Origin of the sequence: Pseudoalteromonas rhizosphaerae (genome assembly GCF_028885455.1) — a bacterium.
Taxonomy (GTDB): Bacteria; Pseudomonadota; Gammaproteobacteria; order Enterobacterales; family Alteromonadaceae; genus Pseudoalteromonas; species Pseudoalteromonas rhizosphaerae.
In genome coordinates this window covers 3,870,824-3,893,545 of record NZ_CP118496.1, presented here as the reverse complement: position 1 = coordinate 3,893,545, position 22,722 = coordinate 3,870,824, and the positions used below count along the sequence as shown (strand labels likewise).

The following is a 22,722-nucleotide window of genomic DNA, read 5'->3' as shown; positions in this document are numbered from 1 at the left end:
CAAATCTCCTTAGTAACTGCCATGGCTGTTATTTTCAATTTCTTCTACGGTTACTTTGCGCCACATTTTCACATAACACCATGTGGTGTAAAGTAAAATAAGTGGCACAAAAATACTTACTGCAATAAACATTACATTCAATGTTCTATGGCTAGAAACCGCATCCCATATTGTTAAACTAATATCAGGGTGATTACTTGATGGCATAATAAATGGGAATAAGGACATTCCAGCCGTCATGATCACACCGCCAAGCATTAAGCTTGTTGCTATTAATGCCAGGCCCGGTCTATTAATTTTTGAACATATCCACGCTAATGCAGCCATTAAAAAAGCGACCGCAGGGAACAGCATAGTTAAAGGCATTTGTTGATAATTGTTTAACCAAGCACCTGCAGAGGTGGTTACTGTTTTATCTAGTGGGTTTGCAAAGCCTTGCGTATCACCCATCGAGATTATTTGGTAACCATCAAGATTAGCAATCCAAATACCTGCAACAGCAAATAACACGATGAATGCTAACAGTGCATAACGACCATATTGCGCTGAGCGACGAGCAACATCACTGTCTGTACGCAGCTGTAACCACATACCGCCATGGGCAAGTAACATAGTTACGCTGATCAAGCCGGCTAATAAGGCAAATGGATTTAATAATGCAAAGAAAGATCCTTGGTAGCTGGTTCTAAGGTATTCATCAATACTAAATGGCACACCTAAAAACAGATTGCCAAAGGCCACGCCAAATACCAGAGCAGGAATGGCACTGCCAGCAAATAAGCCCCAATCCCAATTGTTACGCCAGCGTGGAGAGTCAATTTTGCTGCGATAGTCAAAACCCAAAGGTCTAAAAAATAAGGCAAACAATACCAACATCATAGCAAAGTAAAAGCCCGAAAATGCAGCCGCATAAACTATCGGCCACGCTGCAAATAAGGCACCACCTGCGGTGATAAACCATACTTGGTTACCATCCCAGTGTGGACCTACCGTATTGATCACCACACGGCGTTCACTGTCGGTTTTACCAACTAACTTGATAAGCATAGCCACGCCCATGTCCATACCATCGGTGATTGCAAAACCAATTAACAATACGCCGATGATAACCCACCAAAGTAACTTTAACGTTTCATAATCGAAAATCATGATTTTGCTCCTTGCTCGTCAGTTATTTGGTCGCCATTAGTATGGTCATCTAAATGTTCAAAGTGATATTTACCAGTGTGCAATGAACTTGGTCCTATTTTTACAAATCGCAGCATCAGCCAGCCTTCGACAATAGCAAGGCCGGTGTAGAATACGATAAAGCCGGTTAAGCTTATTAAAATATCATTGACAGTCAGTGACGAGGTCGCTAAAAAGGTCGGCAGTATTTCTGAAATTGCCCACGGCTGACGGCCATACTCGGCAACTATCCAGCCAAATTCAATTGCTATCCAAGGTAGAGGGATACTCCACACCGCAGCCCACAATAACCAACGTTTTTGTTCAATCACACGATGTGCATTGTAATAAAAAGACAATACAAATACGCCAAGCATAATCACACCACAGCCAACCATGATCCTAAATGACCAAAACATCGGGCCTACTTGAGGGAACGAATCTTTAACGGCTTGCTGAATTTGTGCTTCAGTTGCATCCACTACATTTGGTGTATAACGCTTTAACAATAAGCCGTAGCCTAAATCAGCTTTGAGGGTGTCAAACTTAGCAATATTCTCAGCTGAGTCATCACCACTGCGCAGTTTTTCAAGGTATTTATAAGCGATCATACCGTTACGAATACGCACTTCGTGTTGTTTTTCTAAATCATTCATGCCGGTAACTTGCTCATCTAACGAGCGGGTCGCTATTAAGCCTAGCGCATACGGGATTTTAACGGCAGCATGGGTCACTTGTTTATCGGAATCAGGGATCCCCACTAACGTAAACGCAGCGGGTGCTTCCTCGGTGTGCCATTCAGCTTCAATGGTTGCCAGTTTTACTTTTTGTACTTCACCGACTTCATAGCCTGATTCATCGCCAAGTAAAATAACACACAATACTGAGGCTAAACCAAAGCCGCTAGCGACTGAAAAAGAGCGTTTTGCAAAAGCGAGATCACGGCCCTTAAGGATATACCAACTACTGATCCCCAATACGAACATGGATGCGGCAACATAGCCCGCAGACACAGTATGAATAAACTTAACTTGTGCGACAGGGTTAAACACAAGCTCGGCAAAACTCGTCATTTCCATGCGCATAGTTTGATAGTTAAATTCAGCACCGACAGGGTTTTGCATCCAACCATTAGCGACTAATATCCACAGCGCAGACATATTAGTACCAATAGCCATTAAAAAGGTTGCACCTAAATGCTGGCGTTTACTGAGCCGCTCCCAGCCTAAAAAGAACATACCCACAAAGGTCGATTCTAAAAAGAATGCCATTAACCCTTCTATCGCAAGGGGAGCGCCAAATACATCGCCCACATAATGAGAGTAATAAGACCAGTTAGTACCAAATTCAAACTCCATGGTAAGGCCTGTGGCTACACCAATGGCGAAGTTAATGCCAAATAGTTTACCCCAAAACTTGGTCATATCACGGTAGATTTCTCGGCCGGTCATTACATAAACCGACTCCATGATCACTAAAATCCAGGTCATACCTAGAGTCAGTGGTACAAATAAAAAGTGAAACAGGGCGGTGACAGCAAACTGTAATCGCGATAGATCCACAAAGGTTTCATCTATCATTTTTTATAGCTCCTTGTATGTGCGGGCGAGTCACAAAACAAATAAAGTAAGCAAAAGTTAGTTAATGAAGTTTCAGTAATTATTGAAACTTTATGCATTATTCTCTTTTGGTTAATTATTGTCAATCACAACATGGATAAATATTACCCCATTATGATTAATGCGACGCTTTTTAATCAGCTTTAGTTAGTGGAACACAGAGCTTAACTATTTACCAATATATGTTTGAAAAACAGGCAAATAGTTCTGGTTGTATCAGTAAAGGTACGTTGGTGAAGGTTTCTCTAATTTATTCAGGGTGTGTCATTTAATCGCGCAGTAAAACAAGCTAGACTACTGCCTATGACCGTCTTGTTGACTTGTGAATAAAAAACAGCCATGAATAAAGATAAACAGCCACTACGTATAGCGATTGTAGTTGGAGAGCTCTCTGGTGATATTTTAGGTGAAGGCCTAATTAAAGCATTGAAACAGCGCTACCCTGATGCCATTTTTGAAGGTATTGCAGGGCCGAAAATGCAGGCGCAAGGCTGTAGTAGCTTATTTGATATGGAAGAGTTAGCTGTAATGGGCTTAGTGGAAGTGCTAGGCCGATTACCGCGGTTATTAAAAATTCGCAAGCAACTAGTCCAACACTTTATTGATAACCCGCCAGACGTTTATATAGGTATTGATGCACCTGACTTTAATTTACGGGTTGAAAAGCCGTTAAAAGATGCTGGTATTAAAACGATTCAATATGTAAGTCCATCAGTGTGGGCATGGCGAGAAAAACGTATTCACAAAATCAGCGCTGCAACCAATATGGTGCTAGCTTTATTACCGTTTGAAAAAGCATTTTACGATAAACATAATGTGCCATGTACTTTTGTTGGCCATACACTGGCTGATGATATTGCCCTTGAGCATGACGACAGCGCAGCGCGTCAACAATTGGGTTTAAGCCTTGATGATAAAGTACTGGCATTATTGCCAGGTAGTCGAGGCTCAGAAGTAGGGTTGCTTAGTGAAACTTACCTTAAAACAGCGGCCGGGCTACAAGCTAAAAATCCTGATTTAAAAATAGTGGTGCCATTAGTAAATGAGCAACGCAAAGCACAATTTAGTGCTATTTTGGCAGCTACAGCGCCACAACTAAATATTCAGTTGTTGGATGGACAATCGAACCTTGCTATGCAAGCGGCAGATGTGATTTTAATTGCATCAGGTACCGCGACCCTGGAAGGGATGCTTTATAAAAAACCTATGGTGGTTGGCTATAAAATAAAAGCCCTAAGTTATTGGATTTTTAAAAGTTTATTCACTTTTAATATTAAATACTTTTCGTTACCAAACTTATTAGCTGACGAAGAGCTAGTGCCTGAATTTATGCAGCATGATTGCAGCGTTGAAAACCTAACGAACGCCCTTGAACCAATGCTAAATAGTGATAATCGCGAATTAAAAGCGCGTTTTTTAGCCATTCACCAGCAAATACGCTTAAATGCTAGTGAGCAAGCAGCCACTGCTGTTGCGGAGATTATAGATGCAAATTGAACGACCTAACCTCAGCTTTATCGCTGGCGTTGACGAAGTCGGCCGTGGGCCATTAGTTGGCGATGTAGTGACCGCTGCGGTGATCCTCGATCCAGCTAAACCGATAGCTGGTCTTGCGGATTCAAAAAAGTTAACCGATAAAAAACGCCAAGCACTGGCAATTGAGATCAAAGAAAAAGCGCTGTGTTGGTCCATTGGCCGATGTAGCCCCACAGAAATCGACGAGTTAAATATTCTCCATGCCACTATGCTGGCAATGACTCGTGCGGTTGAAGGCTTAAGTACCACCCCTGAGTTTGTATTTGTCGATGGCAATCGCCTACCTGCGCTCAGTATGCCGGCACAAGCTGTAATAAAAGGCGACAGTCTAGTGGCAGAGATCTCAGCCGCATCCATTATTGCTAAAGTTGCCCGTGATGATGAAATGATTGAGCTTGATAAACGCTATCCAGAATATGGTTTTGCAGGTCATAAAGGCTACCCAACCAAGGCACATTTTGCTGCTCTTGAGCAGTACGGCGCCATTAGTGAACATCGTAAAAGCTTTAAACCAGTACAACGTGTACTGGCGATGCAGGAGAAGTAATGGCAGCTCCAGATTTTGTGCATTTACGGGTACATTCAGACTTTTCAATGGTCGATGGTTTAGCGAAAACTAAACCGATTGTCGCCAAAGCGCAGGAATTACAATTACCGGCATTGGCCATTACCGACCAAATGAACTTATGTGGTTTAGTGCGCTTTTACGACACCGCTCATAATGCGGGTATTAAACCAATTGTTGGTGCTGATTTTTGGTTACACAGCCCAGAGTTTCCAGAAGGGCCTTGTCGGTTAGTTATTTTAGCTAAAGATAATGTCGGTTATAAAAATCTTACCCTTTTAATCTCTAAAGCGTATCAACGTGGGCATTTATTTCATCGCCCTGTTATTGAACGAGATTGGTTAGTTGAGCACAAAGAAGGGCTTATTTTACTCTCTGGTGCCAAAGATGGCGATTTAGGTAAAGCGCTATTAAAAGGCAACCCAGCCACAGTTGAGTCGGTGGTTAGTTTTTATAAACAGCATTTTAGTGATAACTACTATATTGAGTTGATACGTACTAAGCGTACACAAGAAGAAGACTATTTACACTTAGCGGTTGAGCTTGCAACCGTTGAGCAATTGCCAGTAGTGGCTACCAACGAAGTGGTATTTTTGAAGCCTGAAAACTTCGAGGCCCACGAAATACGTGTAGCAATATTTGACGGCTATACGCTTGATGATAAACGCCGACCAAAGCGCTTCTCTGAAGAGCAGTACTTAAAAACCCCAGCACAAATGGCTGAGCTGTTTAGTGATATCCCAGAAGCGCTGCAAAACAGTGTGGAAATCGCCAAACGCTGTAATGTGACGGTGCAGCTTGGTACGTATTTCTTACCAGATTACCCAACCGGCTCATTAAAAATTGAAGACTTCTTGGTGAAAGTATCCCGAGACGGTCTTGAAGAGCGCCTACAGTTTTTATTCCCTGATGAAGCTGACCGAGCAGAAAAACGTGTTGAATACGACGAGCGTTTACAAATCGAGCTCGATGTAATTAACCAAATGGGTTTCCCTGGTTACTTCTTGATCGTAATGGAGTTCATCCAGTGGAGTAAAGATAACAATATTCCAGTTGGGCCAGGGCGTGGTTCAGGTGCGGGTTCGTTAGTGGCGTACGCGCTGAAAATTACCGATCTTGATCCGCTTGAATTTGATTTACTTTTCGAGCGCTTCTTGAACCCTGAACGTGTATCAATGCCGGATTTCGACGTCGATTTTTGTATGGATAGACGCGATGAAGTAATCGATCACGTATCGGCTCTATATGGACGAGACGCGGTATCACAGATCATTACTTTTGGTACTATGGCAGCAAAAGCGGTAATACGCGATGTTGGCCGAGTACTTGGCCACCCGTACGGATTTGTTGACCGTATATCAAAACTGATCCCAGGCGATCCCGGCATGACGTTGGCAAAAGCGTTTGATGTTGAGCCACGCCTGCAAGAAGCTTACGATGGCGATACAGAGGTAAAAGACTTAATCGATATGTGTCGCATCCTTGAAGGCTGTACACGTAACGCTGGTAAACATGCCGGCGGTGTGGTTATTTCGCCGACTACAATTACTGATTTTGCCGCCCTGTATTGTGACGATGAAGGTAAGTTTCCGGTTACTCAGTTTGATAAAAATGACGTAGAGACCGCCGGATTAGTAAAGTTTGACTTCTTAGGTCTACGAACCCTGACCATTTTGCAATGGGCAGTTGATATGACTAATGAGCGCTTAACCCGAGAGGGCAAAGAGTCAATAGATATCAACACCATTCCACTGAATGATAAAAAGAGTATAGAGCTGCTATTAAGAGCAGAAACTACCGCGGTATTCCAACTTGAATCCCGGGGTATGAAAGACTTAGTAAGGCGCTTAAAGCCCGATTGCTTTGAAGATATGATCGCCTTGGTAGCCTTGTTTCGTCCCGGGCCATTGCAGTCAGGCATGGTAGATAACTTTATCGACCGAAAACTTGGTCGCGAAGAAATTTCTTATCCAGATGCACAATATCAACACGAAAGCTTAAAGCCTATTTTGGAGCCGACTTACGGCATTATCTTGTATCAAGAACAAGTAATGCAAATTGCTCAGGTACTGGCAGGTTACACCCTAGGTGGCGCCGATATGTTACGTCGTGCAATGGGTAAGAAAAAGCCAGAAGAGATGGCAAAACAGCGTTCAACATTTGAAGATGGTGCGCGAAATAACGGCATTGACGGCGAACTGGCGATTAAGATCTTCGACTTGGTAGAGAAGTTCGCAGGCTACGGTTTCAATAAATCGCACTCCGCAGCCTATGCGTTAGTATCTTACCAAACGCTGTGGATGAAAACCCATTATCCTGCTGAATTTATGGCGGCGGTGATGTCGGCTGATATGGATAATACTGAAAAAATCGTCACCTTGGTTGATGAATGTGAGAACATGAAACTCACTTTATTACCGCCTGATGTAAATGCCGGTGCCTATAAGTTTACAGTAAACCTCAAGGGTGAAATTGTTTATGGTATTGGTGCTATCAAAGGGGTGGGTGAAGCACCTGTAGATGCAATTTTAGAAGCGCGAAGTAACGGTGGGCCATTTAAAGACCTATTCGATTTTTGTGCGCGGGTAGATTTAAAACGTATCAATAAACGCGTAACCGAAAAACTTATTTACGCCGGTGCGCTTGATCAACTCGGTCCCGAGAAAACGCAACCAGCGCGTGCTACGTTATTGGCAAGCTTAAAAGATGCGATGAAAGCGGCTGATCAGCATCATAAAGCAGAGTCGTTAGGGCAAACTGATTTATTTGGTTTATTAGCGACAGAGCCGGATGAAGTCGAGCAAGCATTTATAAAAGCCACGCCACTGACTGATAACCAATGGCTTGATGGGGAAAAAGAAACCTTAGGCTTATATTTAACCGGGCACCCAATAAATCAGTATCGTAAAGAGCTGAAATATTACACCAGTGGTAAATTAGTGGATTTACAGCCAACTAATCGTGATGTGCAATCAACCGCTGCAGGCCTTGTTATAGCTGCACGTACACTAGTAAATAAAAAGGGAAATCGTTGGGGGCTTGTAACTTTAGATGACAAGAGTGCCCGTATTGATGTACGCTTATTCCCAGAACAGTTTGAAATGTACCAAGATATGCTGCAAATCAACAATATCTTGGTAATATCTGGACAGGTCAGCTTTGATAACTTCTCCGGTGGTATTACAATGACCGCCAGAGACATATGCACCATCGCGCAAGCGCGCGAAAAACGTATTAAAGCGATTAAAATGACGCTAAATATGGTGCAAATCGAAGCCAACTTCTTCGATAAATTACAAAAAGTACTCGAACCTTATAAGTTTGGTACTTGTCCGATTAAGGTTTACTATCAGCGTCCAGATGCGTTGGCACAGTTAACCCTCGGGACAGAATGGTGTGTTACGCCTAGTGATGACTTAATTCATAAGTTATCGTTAATGGCGGCGCAAGATGTAGAACTAGAATTTAACTAATTAGGTAGTTTAGAGCATGAGCCTCAATTATCTTGATTTTGAGCTTCCAATCGCAGAGTTAGAAGCAAAAATTGAAGAGTTACAAAATATAAGCCGCGCTGGCGATTTAGACCTTGAGTTAGAAGAGGAAGTCAGTCGATTAAAAGAGAAAAGCGCTAAAATGAAAGAGGAAATATTCTCTAAATTAGGTGCTTGGCAGGTTTCTCAGTTAGCCCGTCATCCGTTGCGTCCTTATACTCGAGATTATATCGAGCGTATTTTCACGGAATTTGACGAGTTTGCTGGCGATCGTACTTTTGCGAATGATCCGGCAATTTTAGGCGGTGTTGCACGCTTTGAAGGTCAACCAGTGATGGTTATTGGCCAACAAAAAGGCCGTGACACAGCTGAAAAAATTAAACGCAACTTTGGTATGCCAAAGCCTGAAGGTTACCGTAAAGCATTACGCTTAATGGAAATGGCAGAGCGTTTTAAAATGCCAATTATGACCTTTATCGACACCCCAGGTGCATACCCTGGTGTTGGCGCTGAAGAGCGAGGCCAATCTGAAGCAATCGCACGTAACCTTAAAGTGATGGCAGCATTAAAAGTGCCAACAATTTGTACGGTTATTGGTGAAGGTGGCTCAGGTGGTGCTCTAGCCATTGGTGTAGGTGATCGCGTTAACATGTTGCAGTACAGTACTTACTCGGTGATTTCACCAGAAGGTTGTGCATCAATTTTGTGGAAGAGCGCTGATAAAGCCCCTCTTGCTGCAGAAGCGATGGGTGTAACCGCTGAGCGTGTCAAAGAGCTTGATTTGATCAACAGCTTAGTTGAAGAGCCATTAGGTGGCGCACACCGTAACTACGAAGGTATGGCGCGTAACCTGAAAAATCAACTTAAGCGCGATTTAGCTGATTTACAAGCTCTGTCACTGGATGAGATGCTTGATCAACGCTATAAACGTTTAATGTCGTTTGGCTATTGTTAAGATAAACAAAACAACCAAATTGATGAAAAAAAGCCGCTATTGCGGCTTTTTTGTTTTAGAATGCTTTGGAGCTTGGAGCACTACTAAATTTAAGTTGATGGTTACTCATGCAAACAACATCGTTATACCAACAAGTAAAAAATGCCATTACGCCTTATACCGATGAGCACAAAACCGCATTTACGGTAGCGCTCTCTGGTGGTGTGGATTCGGTGGTATTACTGCATATAATGAATGCGCTAAAAGCTGAAATACCGCAACTGCAATTAAGCGCAGTTTATGTTAATCATGGTTTAAGTCAGTATGGCGACGATTGGCAGCATTTTTGCGAAAAACTATGTGCAATAGTAAAAGTTCCTTTTTACTCGGCTCAGGTAAAAATCACCAATAAATCACGCACGAGTCTAGAAGAGCTCGCCCGCGATGCTCGGTATCAGGCACTTGATCAGCATAGCCCAAGCGGCAGTATTATTTTGCTAGGGCAGCACTTAAATGATCAACTAGAAACGTTCTTATTGAGACTAAAACGGGGCTCAGGATTACAAGGCTTAGCATCGATGCGGCAAACTCGCACCTTGAGTTCTGGGCGAGAATGTTTAAGGCCACTGCTGAACACCACACGACACAGTATTGAACAATTTGCTACCGAGTTTAAGCTTGAGCATATTACCGATGATTCAAATACGGATGAGCGCTTTGATCGCAACTTTATTCGTCAGCAAATAGTGCCTCTATTAAGTGAACGATTTACCGGCTTTGAGAAAAGCGCAGCGCGCAGTGTTAACCTTCTTCAACAGCAGCAAGATGTACTTGATGAATACACTCAGTTAGATTTAAGCCAATGCCAAAACACCCAGCAAGGGTTAAGTTGTTTACAGCTAGCAAATTTTAGCGCTGCGCGCCAAGCAAATGTTTTGCGTTGTTGGCTTGGACAATTTACGACGCTTATGCCATCACAACAACAAACTCAGCAAATACTTACACAAGGTTTAACAGCAAAAGCTGATGCGCAGCTACTTATTCAGTTAACGGATGGGCAAGTTCGCCGGCATCAAAAATTTTTATATTTTGTACGTGAAACAACCGTTCCTGACAGCCAATCACTAACTGCTCAAAACCAGTTACTTTCAGATGGTCGTACCCTAATACAATTATCAGGTATAGGAGTTAGAAAACCATTGCTTGATGAACACGTTTCTGTCCAGTTTAATTGTCCACAGGCGCGTATTAAACCGCTTAAAAAACCGGGTCACAACAGCATTAAACATTGGTTTAAAGATGCAAAAGTAGCGCCATGGTTACGTGCTAATGTGCCACTTATTTTTTATAATGAGCAATTAGTTTATGTCGTAGGGCATTTTATAAGTGCAGAACACGCCGATGAAAAAGGTATATTTTGGGAGATAAAAACATGACAACGTCACAGCCACACGTTGGTTTATCACTAGTCAATAAAGCACCGTTAGGGCTAATAGTTACAGCCGTTATAGCGGGCATTGCCACGGTAATGTTTGAGCTTGAGCTATTAACGTTAGCGTATTCGGTTTTAGGTGGTTTGGTGTGTGCAATTATTTTAATTGCGTACTGGTTAGGTAAAGGTGGACTATTTTTTATTGTTGGGGTGAGTATTCCATTATTAATGGTCATTGTTGTACCACTAACCAGCATGGCTGCTTTGTTATACCTAATTAGTGGTTTCTTTTTTGGTTTTTGCTTAGCACTATTAGGTTATAAGTTATTAGCCAAGTCAGATAATTAGTATAATTATAAAAGAAAGCCTAGTGGGGGAACTAGGCTTACCTTTAATTAATACGCTTTAGCGCAGTTACGCCCTGATGCTTTGGCCTTGTATAAACCTTTATCGGCGCGGGCAAAAATCTCATTCTCACAATCTTTGCTGTTTGCCAAAGTAAATCCAATGCTGGTGGTGACTTCATATTGTTTCATTAAACTTGACTGAGTCACTAACTGCATTACTCGCTGAGCAATCACTTTATTTGTGGTAAATTCAGGATCATCGATTAATACTGCAAACTCATCACCACCAAAACGAAATACAGAATCAGTCCCGCGAATACTACTGCATAAAACGTTGGCAAACTCTTGTAATACGTCATCGCCAATTTTATGACCGTAGCTATCATTAACTTGTTTAAAGTTATCTAAATCTAACAACATTAGACTAAATGGACGATGATGGCGGCGAAAACGCTCTAATTTCTGAGCCAAAATAGCATCAAACTGACTACGATTATTAAGTCCTGTTAAAGTGTCTTTAGTAGCTAGCTTTAGCACGCGGCTATACATTAATGCATTACGTAATGGATAAACCAATACGCTGTGTAAGCCAACTAACTTTTGCTTGATACTTCCCGAAAGCGGGTATTGGCAAAAATAGATCAGCTGCCCTAAATGTTCATTATTTATGTCTAAATTAAATGAATATGGCGGTTTACTATTATCACTATTAGGGATTTGTGCCACTCCAAGAGACGACTGAAACTGCAAGCCTGAAAAATTTATGATTTGTTTTGCATGCTCAGCATAAATCGTTAATAGCTCTTCTATATTTAACGTTGTTTGCAGTTTTTCGAGCAAACTATGAATAGCAGCAGGTTCATTATTACGGTAATGCTCTGCCGAAAACGGCAGAAACTCGCCACGTGCCGAGATGCGCTGCGTCAAAATATGGACATTTTCCATGGTTTTCTCCCCCTAGGAGTTTGTTATTACTTTTCTAAGCGATTTTTGTGCCACTATTCCAAACTGGCTGAAAAACAGATAGTTGCTATAGTTAACTCTTAAGTAGCTAAAATTTTGACGGTATGGCAACAGTATAAATAGGAGGTTTATTTGCAAAGTGTATTGGCTCAAATATTTGGCTTATTACTGGCTGCTGTGGTGCTGGTATGGTTATTTAAGCGCATTGGCTTACCGCCGATCCTCGCCTACCTTGCTACTGGCTTATTAGCGGGTAGTCATGGCATTGGCTGGATGGCGCAAAGTCATGAAATACATTTTGTAGCTGAGCTTGGTATTGTATTTTTATTATTTAGTTTAGGGCTGGAGTTTTCTGTTGGCCGCTTAATGGCAATGCGCAATATTGTATTTGGCTTGGGCACGTTGCAAGTAATTGTCACAAGTATTGTGTTTATGCTGATTTTATTGTTGATGGATTTGTCTTTGTTGAGCAGTTTCACTATTGCGACATTAATGGCGCTGTCATCAACAGCGGTGGTGGTTAAATTACTTAAAGAAACCGGCGAACTTAAACAGCGGCGAGGGCAGCTCGCTATCGGAATGTTATTATTTCAAGATATTGCGGTGGTGCCGTTACTGATTACTTTACCTTTACTGGCCCAAAGCAGTGATACTGAAGGCATTGCCTGGGCCCTGACTTTCGCTTTAACTAAAGGCGCATTTGTATGTTTGTTGTTATGGATGATAGGCAAGTGGGTATTGCCAAAAGTCTTTAGCGAAGTTGCATTAATGCGCACCGATGAATTGTTTGTTTTGACCACCTTAGTGGTTGCCTTATTTGCCGCAGGCTTAACGTATTTATTTGGCTTATCGATGGCGCTGGGCGCATTTTTAGCAGGAATGATGCTCGGCGAAAGCCAGTACCGACATCAATTAGAAGCTGATATTCGACCATTTCGCGATATTTTAATGGGCCTATTTTTTGTCACTGTCGGTATGCAGCTCGATATTTTATATGTGTTTGGCGTATGGTATTGGATAGTGGCTGCATTAGCGCTAATGCTAGTATTAAAAATTGGTGTTATTACTTTTTTAGCGCAACTGATGGGCGAGCGAAAACAAGATGCAATTGCAGCAGGCATCATGCTATGGCAAATGGGCGAGTTTGGTTTTGTATTAATTGCGCTTGCTACTAAACACCAATTATTAGCTTTAGATCACGCCTCATTTTTAATTGCTATTGCAGTCATGTCGATGGGCTTAACGCCTTATTTAATAGAATCGACGCCTTGGTTATTAAAACAACTTGGGGTATTAAAAAATCCCAACGGTGAGTGGCAGCAACAGCCTAATAGTAGCACCTTGTATCAAAACCATGTAGTGATCTGTGGGTTCTCTCGGGTTGGGCAAACTATTGCGCGGTTTTTAAAGCCAGAAGCAATAGAGTACGTTGCTGTTGAAAGTAACCCAATACTAGTTCAAGAGGCCAAAGCAGCTGGAGAGCCCGTTATTTTTGGTCATGTAAAACAAAAAGATATTTTAAAATCAGCAGGGGTCGAACGAGCTCGACTAGTGATCATTACTTTCACCGATTTTGAACATGCGCAAATCGTGATCGATGCGATAAAGCAAATAGCTCCTGACGTGAAAATACTGGTACGCATGCGCGATGATAGTCATCTCGAAGCACTCAAAGAGCTTGGCGTGACTGAGGTGGTGCCAGAAACACTGGAAGCGAGCTTAATGTTAGTGTCGCACGTGTTGTCTATGTCGGGCGTGCCGATGTCGCGTATTGTTAGGCGGGTTAGCAAAGAGCGGCGTAACCGTTACCAATTTTTACATGGTTTTTTTGCTGGAGATCAATTTGATAGTGAAGAAAACAACGCCGAGCGGCTTGAGTATTTACACGTTATGGCACTGCCAGAAAACGCCTTTGCGGTTGCTAAAAATATTAATGAATTAAATCTCGAAAAACGTAAAGTATCAGTGCGAGCATTACGACGCAAAGACCGTGAAATTGATAGTCCATCGCTGCACACTGTTTTACTCGCCGGAGATATTCTTGTACTACAAGGTAAACCTCGACGAGTAGAGCGGGTAGAGTGCTATTTACTCGATGGTACGGATTAGTGAATAGTTAACTGTTAATCGAGCTCTAAAAATTCGCGTATCTGTGGCAGTTTCTCTAAACCATCTTTATAACCAATTTCAATCAAATGCTGGGTATAGCGTTTTTCAAACAATAAGTAACTGGTTAAACTCGATTGAGAACGTTTTTTAACCCCGATCATGCGCAGTAATATTTTAATGGCTAAAGGCATATCACTGTAATAGTTTGCAGCAATGGCATTAAAGTTTTCTGATGGATTGATCACAAAACTTTGTATTTGCTTTAATTCTTGGTGTTTATCACGGCCAGGTAACAAACCTAAAGTTCGGTTAATTCGTTCAAGGCGCTCAAGATCTGACTGTAAGGTGTCGGTAAACACACTGTCGAGCAAATGGCCCGCAATCGAGGATAACCCTGGGAAGTGAGGTAGATAACCCGGCGGATGAGCTTCTTTGGGCTGATCAACACCAATAATAAATATTTTTTCAGCGCCTAAATGGACACATGGACTCAGTGGCGATAATTGGTGAATAGAGCCATCACCAAAGTAGTGGTTGTATACATTTACGCTCGGAAACACCATAGGAATTGCACTGGACGCCATTAAATGTTCAACGTTAATACGTGCCGCTTGGCCTTCGCGTTTAGCGCGCCGCCAAGGTGACTGTGTATTAGATTGAAAAAACGCCACAGAATCACCCGTGGTATAGCTTGATGCGGTGATTGACAGCGCATCTAAATAATTACGGTGTAAATTACGCTCAATGCGAGTTAAATCTAAAATTTCATTAAGTAAATTACGTAAAGGCTGATTATTCAACAAGCTCGCTGGTGGATGATTAATATGTTCAGATTGAAAACTAGTCAGCATGTTACGCATTAAATGGCCAAACACGCTGATAAAATCACTTTTATATACCATTGAGGTAGAAAAGTTTTTCCAAACAGATTCCAGTTTACGTACCGCCAAATGGGTGCATGAAGCATAGCTTGCTAGCGCAGCTGAATTGATCGCTCCGGCAGATGTACCATTAATAATAGTAAATGGCAGCGGGGCGGTACGCGGCATACTTTGCGCGAGCGCTTTAAGAACCCCAACTTGGTAAGCGGCACGTGCACCACCACCGGTCAGTAACAGAGCAACTTTAGGTTTGTTTTTATCGATTTGCTTGATTTTCATAGTTGAGTTTCGTCGTTGCAATTAAGCGGTTAAGCGTCTTTACTTTATTTATTAACTGTAAGTCTTTAAGCTAGAAGAATCAAAGGATACCTTAGCTACGTTAATAATTATTAGTGTAGGCTATGAATTAAATCCATTTAGGGTACTCTTACTGTTATCGCATTTTAATATTTATGGAGTTCGTATGTCAGATCAACCATCAGCGTCAGATGTTCAAAAACGTCCACCGAATAATAACCTTTTATTTGCAGGCATCATTTTAATTATTATCATTATTGCTGCAGCGTTTGTGTTATTAAACTCAAGTGATGAGTCACAAACAGCAACCGAAGTTGAGCAACCCGTAGCAGAGCGCCCCATGATGGAGCTAAAACCAGAGAACGATCCGGTTGTTAATGCCCCATCTGTTAATCCTGAAAAGCCTGCTGATTTAGCCGTGCCAACACCACGCCCAGTAGAGCCTGAGCCGCAAGTAGAACCACTACCTACTCTTGATGAAAGCGATCCTGTCGTTGTTGCTAAGTTAGACGAATACTTAGGTGATGCAGCTATGAGTTTGGTTATAAACGACGATGTTATTCGTCGCGGTGTGGTATTTATAGATAATCTTGCCAAAGGTAAAATTGCCCAAAAACACACTCCCGTTATTAAGTTAGAAGAAGGCTTTAGTGTAGTAGAGGGTGATATTCTTACCATTGATCCAAACAGCTATGAGCGTTATACCCCTTATGTAAAAATCTTTACTAGCATGAGTGCAGCACAAATCGTACGTTTATACGATGAGTACAAACCACTTATCAATGATGCGTATACAGAAATTGGCTATCAAGGTGATGCGTTTAATCAAACACTTACTGACGCCATAGAATTGCTGCTAGATACCCCAGAGCCAAAAGGGGATATGCCACTGTTACGTGATTCAGTAACTTATCAATATGCTTACTCAGAATGGGAACGCCTACCGGCGGCACAAAAACAACTGCTACGCATGGGCCCTGAAAACATGAAAAAAATAAAAGCTGTACTACGTAACGTAAAAAAAGAGTTAGATAATCAATAATCTTACTTAAATCGTTTAAAAAACAGTGCGATTGTATGTTTAATATGCAATCGCACTTTCTTTTTGTGTTTCCCCTTGAATAACACAGCAAAAGTAGAGATAATCCCTCCCGCGCCAACCAAGGCCCTCAATGGTAGTCTTATTGGTCCTCTCGCAACACTAGCAGGCGAACCTGGTCAGGCCCGGAAGGGAGCAGCCACAGTTTGTGACGTGTGTGCCGAGATGTGGCTGGTAAGACTGCCACCCAAACTATTTTAATTTATTTATTAACAATAGCTTGGGTCAGTAAATCTTCAAAGTTTTTTATTTACGTGTATCCCTTATACGTATCACTTTGGAGTATATACATGCATCTTTTATTATCTCGCCATGGTATTTGGTACTACAGAAAAACCTATCTATTATCATCTGGTAAACGTAAAGAAATCAGAAAAAGCCTCAGAACTAGAGATAAAAGAGAAGCTAAACAGTTAGCAATTAAAATACTGCTATTAAGCGAATGTCCTGATTCAGCCAGAAAAGTAACATCTCAATTAATAACTCAAGAACAACTCCCTTCATTAAGCGTATGTATTAGTAACTACATTGATGCTAACAAGCATTTATGGCAAGAGCGCCACCAGCATCGTATAGAGGGGGTTCTAAGTGAAATTCCCAGTTTAATATTAACGAAAGCTAATGTGTCTACATTGAAGAAAAAATGGTTAGAGGGTAAATCCATTGCAACTGTAAATAAGTGTATTGGCTATTGTTCTATGTTTTATAAATGGGTTGAAAGTGAATATGATGGCATTGAGAACCCTTTTAATGGGCTAAAGATAAAAGGGCATATTGAAAACTCACGAACAGCGTACACAAAAGATGAGTTGCATACTTTCTATACACAGGCATTAAAATTAAGAGATAGGGGTCAGGAGTCACACTTTTGGTTTCTTATGATTGGGCGATATACAGGCATGCGCGCTAATGAGGTATGCCAATTGCTAACCAAGGATATTGATCAAGGCTCAAATATATTTTTCGTCAGAGGAGATATGTTGAAAACGAAAAACTCTAAGCGTTTAATACCTGTGCATCCCACACTTATCGAGTTAGGCCTTTATGGTTTTATTAATAGCCGTGAAAACCGTTTAATGGAGCACTGGAAAGCTTCTAAGCGATCATATGCAGCAATGCCTACGAAGTGGTACTCTTCTTTTAGGAAACGTCATAACTTACCTGATTACCATTCATTAAGGCATACAGTAGGTAATGAATTGAAAAGCTCTGGAGTGCCTGTACAGTACTGTGCCGCGATATTAGGTCATGCTAATGGTAGTATTACATTTGATAGGTATGGGCATGAGGTTGCCATACAGAGGCTTCAAGAGGTGGTTAAATTCATAGGTGGTACTGAAAAAATAAAGCAGAGTGAATTATAGTTATTGTGCTACATGGTCAAAGAATAAAATCATATAGATATTTAAAGGAACTTACTGAGTGTTGATAAATAATGCTGACGAGGAATACACCAAGCTTGATAAACCTGACTTAGGTGCGGATATTGCTGTATTACGTAAAAGATATATGGAAATGAATCTATTCATTGCTGCCGGATTCAAGAGGGAAATTTTAGAAGAACGTATTAAGATTGAAAATGCAAAATTAGATACCGCAGATTTATCAAAGGATGATTATGACAAGGAGGTAAAGAAAAATGTTGAAAAATTAACTAGGCAGATAAATATAGAGTTACCTAAACGTGATATGGAACATAAATTGTGTTATTTCTCTGAAACAGCCCAAGAGTTCTTATTCCAAAGTGTTATTTCAGGAAAAACAACAACAGAAGCATATGATCTTTTGCGTGTAGATGAATCAGAAAGAAGCTATATAGAGAGCGTCATTACTAAAGAAGAGTACGACATTAATGTTGATATGTTTATTAACATAGCTAAAGGGAGGAGTCATTGGCAGAGTATGGATATCTTAAAAAGCATAGTTACACGAGTTATTAGAGAAAAAGATACTTCACAAAATCCTGCTTTATCAAGGAAAATAATTGCACTAAAAGCCTCTGGGTTTTTTGGTAAGAGTTATATTGAATTTTACTGCCAAGGCAGCATAAAAGACCTATTATCTAAACTTGCTCGAAGTGTCAAATATGTTCTTGCAGAAGATAAGCTATCAGAATTAGAGAGTTCACTAACAGCTAAAGAATCTAAGAAACGAGATAAGAAGTTAAGCATACTTGAAAGCACTAAAACATTAATTGCAGATGAAAGCAGAGATATGCTTTGCTATAAAAAAATTGCTACTGAGTTATTAAGTCATAATCCAGATCTAAAACCAAAAGCTCTCAAAGAGGCTCTACTTGGTATTAAACAATGTAATGGTAACGAAATTAAAGATACTACTATCAGGCAGTTCATCTCAAGTTTTAAGAATAAAAGCAATAGATGATTTGTTACGTTTGTAACGTTTTTTTTATTCGTGCGTATATAATATAATTAAGACTTCTTGTTGTTACTGAGGTGGCTCATCGTACGAAGTAACAACATTCAATAAGGTTCCCTGCAATGCTTTCTAAGAGTCTTATTTATCTTTCCTTGCAAGGATGTAAGGTAGTAGTTTAAGCTGCTTGTAGAGCCTTATAGGATAGTATTTGACGTGTTTCTGAGGTGTTAAGTACTTTGTATAATTAAATACAAACTCTTGGTTAGTTTTATACATTATTGCAAAGAGTTAATTACTAAGAACGCCTATTTGCCAATACTAACACATTAGACTAAATCAAATAGTTTTCTTTCTACTTTGAGCCCTCTACACATACTCATTATATCCTTAACGATATCAATATTAATTTATAAAACTCTAAATAACAGTTAGTTGCCTTTTATCATCATAGTATATTAATTAAAACTACGCTAAGTGACGAAGTCTGCTGGTGGTACCTAATAAAGCTGCCAAACTATTTTATTATGAACATCTAAACTTGTCTGGTATCAAATACGGTCAATTTTGACACCAGTTTTATCATGGCTTTAATTGGTATCTAAATATAGGGTGTTGACATTTGATACTGGTATCTGTAGTTTTGTTGGTTTTAGATACTAGTAATCAGAAGGACTGGATTTTGAGTAGATTGTTTTCATATACAAGGGTTAGTACTACAGATCAAACTACTAATAACCAAGATTTATCTATAAAGAACGCTGGGTTTAAGATTGAATCTAATCGTGCCATATCTGAAATTATTAGTGGAAGTGTTCAAGCTATGAAGCGCCCTAAGTTCGCTAAACTTATTGATCGGCTTGAACTAAATGATACTTTAGTTGTTTCTAAACTCGATCGCCTAGGTAGGGATAATATAGACGTTCAACAAACAATATCTATGCTGCAAAATATGGGGGTTAGGGTTATATCACTCGATCTACCCTCAAGCGACTTAACTACGTCTGAAGGTAAACTCATTTTACAGATGTTTGCTGTCTTCGCTGAATTTGAGCGAAATAGAATTAGAGAGCGCACAAAGGAGGGGTTAGCTAGAGCAAAAGCCAAAGGAGTTACATTAGGGCGCAAAAAGGTATCTCAAGAGCTTATAGTCAAGATTCAAGAATTGAAAGCACAATCCTTCTCGCAATCTAAAGTGGTTGAGGCTTTAAAGGGGACTGAATTTCAAACATCAATAGCAACTGTTAAGCGTAACTGGAAGTAGGAGGAAATTATTTGCTTGGGTTTTGAAAGTAAAATCAAAGCCAGTTTTCTATATTAAAAGTGCATAGGAAGCGAGGGGAAACACCACAATCCTAGCAAGAAGAGAATAGCTCGGATACTAAAGGAATTAATGCCTTTCTTAAAATCAGATGTTACTAGATTCTTCAGTGAGTTATTATGTTCCATAAGTTTTACCTCGCGATACTTTCTAAGTGGGAGTTGAACCCTAAATGATTTAATATATTGTGTTTTTAAGTCAAAAGTAGTCAGTATACTAACTACCAAAGTTACTACATAACCTAAAATATCGAACCATTCCCTCGCGCTACCTATGCACTCTTTATTTCTTATCACAAATAAAAATACCCCTAAAACTGGGTAAAGTCAATTATGTGTTTTTGCTTTAAACAAACGGCTAGTAGCGTAATGAATTTAAATTACCATTTAGAAAGCCATTTCTAAGACAAGGTTAATGCTTATCAAAAGTAAAAAAAACAATGGGGGTAGGGGGTTATTAAAGGGGGCCTGTATTTTACACTTTCAACCTTAATTTTTTGGAACTCTAATAGAGTACATGCCAGTTTTTTTTTTTGAAATAATTTAATAGAGCTTCATGTGCTTCATTTACGAGTTATAAAACAGGAATAACTTTAGGTGTTAAATTTAACAAGTTAATCTTTTGTTCATGTTCTTGTAAGCAATACATTTTGAAGTTAGTCTTATGGCGTGAATGAAGGAGAATTCCAATGTCTGTAAGTTATTCTATCCGTATTGAATTTGACAAGAAACAAGAAAAACCAGAACGAGTATTTCATGCAATGGCCCTATATGTTGAAGGCTTTAATGAATTACAAGAATCTTTTGTAAAAGGGTATGGGAATGATATTGAATTTTCGTCATGCTTAGGAGCTACCAGAGAAGGTTCATGTATAGCTGACGTTTTTCATAGAATAAAGGATATAGCAAGAGGCGTGGGTCTTGAGAGTATTTTTAATGGCATTTACTCTGGGGTTCGCTCTGAAATTGCTGTTGCTCAAAAAATTGATTCTGAAGCCGATGTAAGATCCTTTGCAAATAGCGTTTGTAAATCCATAGCTGCAAATGATCCTGAATACACTAATTTTACCTGCTTGAATGATCCTAATTTATATGATGTTGCTAATGCTCTTCATAAAATCCATAAAGCGAAACAAAATCTTTCTGAAAAAGATCTTGTTCAATATGGCAGAGGGTTAGATTTTGATTCTATTAGTGAGTCATTTTCATGCCCTCGTGATGCAGATCAAATATTTGAAGATAAAGTCGAAAACTTTCCATCTAATGAAATCTTTATTGTTAGGCGACCATCGTATGTAGAGGATTTGAAGTGGGAGTTTGAGTGTAATAGAAGAAAGAACAAAAAGCTTAGTGCAAAAATGCTCGATTCTGGATGGTTAACAAAATGGTTAAATCATGAGGAAGAAATGTGGCCCGGGGATGCATTGTACGTAAAAGTGAGAATGAAGCGAAAAACAAACGCGATGAAAAAGACAAAAGATAGATATGAAAGTGAAATCATAGAAGTAATACGTGTTATTCCTCAAAATGAAGTTGAGCAGTTTACTCTGGATTTTGAAAATGATTAGAAGCTATGATGGTGCCAAGAAAGAGGCTATATTTATAGTACTACCTCTTTTAGTGTTGTTTATTATAAAGTTGCTCAATGATGATCTTTCATCGTATATAAGATTGTCTGATTTTTCTTTAGCAACTTCAATAATGTATGGGCAGCTTTTAGCAAAAACATTAGAAGTACCTGATAAAAATAAAAAAATATCACGATTCAGTACTTATCAAGTATATATATTCGCCTTTTCTATTATCTCGATTGTTATGTATATATGCTTTCAACTTAACACAGCAATTGATACATTTTACTATTGGATTCAAATAGCTGTATTTTTCATCGGAATTATTTTTTATATTCCTTTATCCACTTTGATGGATGATTTAAAAAAAGATTAGAGACTCTATAGAGTTCGTTACTAACAAACTTAGATTTACCAAGTGAGGTTACATGACTAATAATTATGATAGAGGCGCTCATGTCGTCTGGAAATATAGTAAAGAGGGAGAGCAGTTTGCTGAAGATGCTCAAAGAGCTAAAGAGTTAGAGTGGGCTGATGAGACTGAAACCGCCTCTACAGCTTACCAAGGTGTGCCCAAGGGTTATAAACAGAGTCAGGAGCATATAGACAAGGCTACTGAAGTAAGAGCAAAAAACTTTCTCAATAGAGGCGGTGCCAGCTCAAGCGAAGAGATTGATGAAAAGCTTTTAAAAGTTGAAGAATTAACCTTACGAGGTAAAGGCATAAAAGCTGCCTGTAATGAAGTCGGGCTACACTATGACACTTATAAAAGTAGAAAAAGAAAAGAAAAAAATAGCTAAAGTTTTAAATATAATAGACATCATATGCTTTTAGCTGGCTTAGTTCATGAGGCTTTGCAATAATTCGTCAGATAGCTTTAAGCGACAAATTAGCTTTAGTAAACGTTAAATAACACTAGAAATATCTATATTAATGTGAATTGAAAGTTTTTGTATTTTAAATAAGGTTGTTTGGGCTGTGGATATAAAAATTAAGTAATAGGAACTTTTGGCTA

18 protein-coding genes and 1 other RNA gene are annotated in these 22,722 nt (G+C 39.9%); 15 read left to right on the top strand and 4 right to left on the bottom strand.

The features are described 5' to 3' along the window. Window positions 1-9 precede the first annotated feature (9 nt). Window positions 10-1,149 (bottom strand): cytochrome d ubiquinol oxidase subunit II, encoded by a 1,140-nt coding sequence (cydB, locus tag PVK79_RS16740; protein WP_338052546.1) that lies wholly within the window; start codon window positions 1,147-1,149, stop codon window positions 10-12. After that, entirely contained in the window at window positions 1,146-2,747 is a 1,602-nt protein-coding gene (locus tag PVK79_RS16735) for a cytochrome ubiquinol oxidase subunit I (protein ID WP_257326211.1), read from the bottom strand. Before PVK79_RS16735 ends, cydB begins: the two co-directional genes overlap by 4 nt. Before the next feature lie 378 nt (window positions 2,748-3,125). Between PVK79_RS16735 and lpxB the strand changes: the two genes are divergently transcribed. The 6 genes from lpxB (at window position 3,126) to PVK79_RS16705 (ending at window position 11,092) form a co-directional block, all read left to right on the top strand. Then, on the top strand, window positions 3,126-4,283 hold the full coding sequence (gene lpxB, locus PVK79_RS16730) for a lipid-A-disaccharide synthase (protein ID WP_145240502.1): 1,158 nt from the start codon (window positions 3,126-3,128) through the stop codon (window positions 4,281-4,283). Next, complete coding sequence (gene rnhB / locus PVK79_RS16725; protein WP_145240504.1) at window positions 4,273-4,869, top strand: ribonuclease HII; 597 nt, start codon at window positions 4,273-4,275, stop codon at window positions 4,867-4,869. The genes lpxB and rnhB overlap by 11 nt, the downstream gene beginning before the upstream one ends. Further along, window positions 4,869-8,360 carry a DNA polymerase III subunit alpha gene (gene dnaE, locus PVK79_RS16720; protein ID WP_145240506.1) on the top strand — a complete coding sequence of 1,164 codons (3,492 nt, stop codon included), beginning with the start codon at window positions 4,869-4,871 and terminating at the stop codon, window positions 8,358-8,360. The genes rnhB and dnaE overlap by 1 nt, the downstream gene beginning before the upstream one ends. Before the next feature lie 16 nt (window positions 8,361-8,376). After that, entirely contained in the window at window positions 8,377-9,333 is a 957-nt protein-coding gene (accA, locus tag PVK79_RS16715) for an acetyl-CoA carboxylase carboxyl transferase subunit alpha (protein WP_145240508.1), read from the top strand. Between the two features lie 107 nt (window positions 9,334-9,440). Next, complete coding sequence (gene tilS, locus PVK79_RS16710) at window positions 9,441-10,748, top strand: tRNA lysidine(34) synthetase TilS (RefSeq protein WP_257326210.1); 1,308 nt, start codon at window positions 9,441-9,443, stop codon at window positions 10,746-10,748. After that, complete coding sequence (locus PVK79_RS16705; protein WP_182734969.1) at window positions 10,745-11,092, top strand: hypothetical protein; 348 nt, start codon at window positions 10,745-10,747, stop codon at window positions 11,090-11,092. Before tilS ends, PVK79_RS16705 begins: the two co-directional genes overlap by 4 nt. Before the next feature lie 47 nt (window positions 11,093-11,139). On the opposite strand, the gene PVK79_RS16700 is transcribed toward PVK79_RS16705, so the two are convergent. Next, the gene (locus tag PVK79_RS16700; RefSeq protein WP_145240514.1) at window positions 11,140-12,036 is read right to left on the bottom strand and encodes a GGDEF domain-containing protein; all 897 of its coding nucleotides are present in this window, start codon (window positions 12,034-12,036) and stop codon (window positions 11,140-11,142) included. Between the two features lie 150 nt (window positions 12,037-12,186). Between PVK79_RS16700 and PVK79_RS16695 the strand changes: the two genes are divergently transcribed. Further along, window positions 12,187-14,163, top strand: coding sequence for a monovalent cation:proton antiporter family protein (locus PVK79_RS16695; protein ID WP_145240516.1), 1,977 nt, complete (start codon window positions 12,187-12,189; stop codon window positions 14,161-14,163). Between the two features lie 14 nt (window positions 14,164-14,177). Here PVK79_RS16695 and PVK79_RS16690 read toward each other — a convergent pair whose 3' ends face one another. Next, window positions 14,178-15,323: a patatin-like phospholipase family protein gene (locus PVK79_RS16690; protein WP_145240518.1), complete on the bottom strand. Its 1,146-nt coding sequence runs from the start codon at window positions 15,321-15,323 to the stop codon at window positions 14,178-14,180. A gap of 184 nt (window positions 15,324-15,507) precedes the next feature. Here PVK79_RS16690 and PVK79_RS16685 point away from each other — a divergent pair, with 184 nt between their 5' ends. From PVK79_RS16685 to PVK79_RS16650, 8 genes are all read left to right on the top strand, one after another. Then, window positions 15,508-16,383 carry a DUF3014 domain-containing protein gene (locus PVK79_RS16685; RefSeq protein WP_145240520.1) on the top strand — a complete coding sequence of 292 codons (876 nt, stop codon included), beginning with the start codon at window positions 15,508-15,510 and terminating at the stop codon, window positions 16,381-16,383. A 140-nt stretch (window positions 16,384-16,523) separates the two neighbouring features. After that, an RNA gene (gene ffs, locus PVK79_RS16680) (signal recognition particle sRNA small type) lies at window positions 16,524-16,620 on the top strand. A 110-nt stretch (window positions 16,621-16,730) separates the two neighbouring features. Further along, window positions 16,731-17,804, top strand: a complete 1,074-nt coding sequence (locus PVK79_RS16675) for a tyrosine-type recombinase/integrase (protein ID WP_274803919.1) — start codon at window positions 16,731-16,733, stop codon at window positions 17,802-17,804. A 58-nt stretch (window positions 17,805-17,862) separates the two neighbouring features. Beyond that, window positions 17,863-18,825: a hypothetical protein gene (locus PVK79_RS16670; protein WP_274803918.1), complete on the top strand. Its 963-nt coding sequence runs from the start codon at window positions 17,863-17,865 to the stop codon at window positions 18,823-18,825. A gap of 673 nt (window positions 18,826-19,498) precedes the next feature. Beyond that, on the top strand, window positions 19,499-20,080 hold the full coding sequence (locus PVK79_RS16665) for a recombinase family protein (RefSeq protein ID WP_274803917.1): 582 nt from the start codon (window positions 19,499-19,501) through the stop codon (window positions 20,078-20,080). Between the two features lie 745 nt (window positions 20,081-20,825). Continuing rightward, on the top strand, window positions 20,826-21,704 hold the full coding sequence (locus PVK79_RS16660; protein WP_274803916.1) for a hypothetical protein: 879 nt from the start codon (window positions 20,826-20,828) through the stop codon (window positions 21,702-21,704). Then, window positions 21,697-22,083: a hypothetical protein gene (locus PVK79_RS16655; protein WP_138685901.1), complete on the top strand. Its 387-nt coding sequence runs from the start codon at window positions 21,697-21,699 to the stop codon at window positions 22,081-22,083. Before PVK79_RS16660 ends, PVK79_RS16655 begins: the two co-directional genes overlap by 8 nt. Window positions 22,084-22,135: 52 nt before the next feature. Continuing rightward, window positions 22,136-22,507, top strand: a complete 372-nt coding sequence (locus tag PVK79_RS16650) for a hypothetical protein (RefSeq protein ID WP_274803915.1) — start codon at window positions 22,136-22,138, stop codon at window positions 22,505-22,507. Window positions 22,508-22,722: the final 215 nt, after the last annotated feature.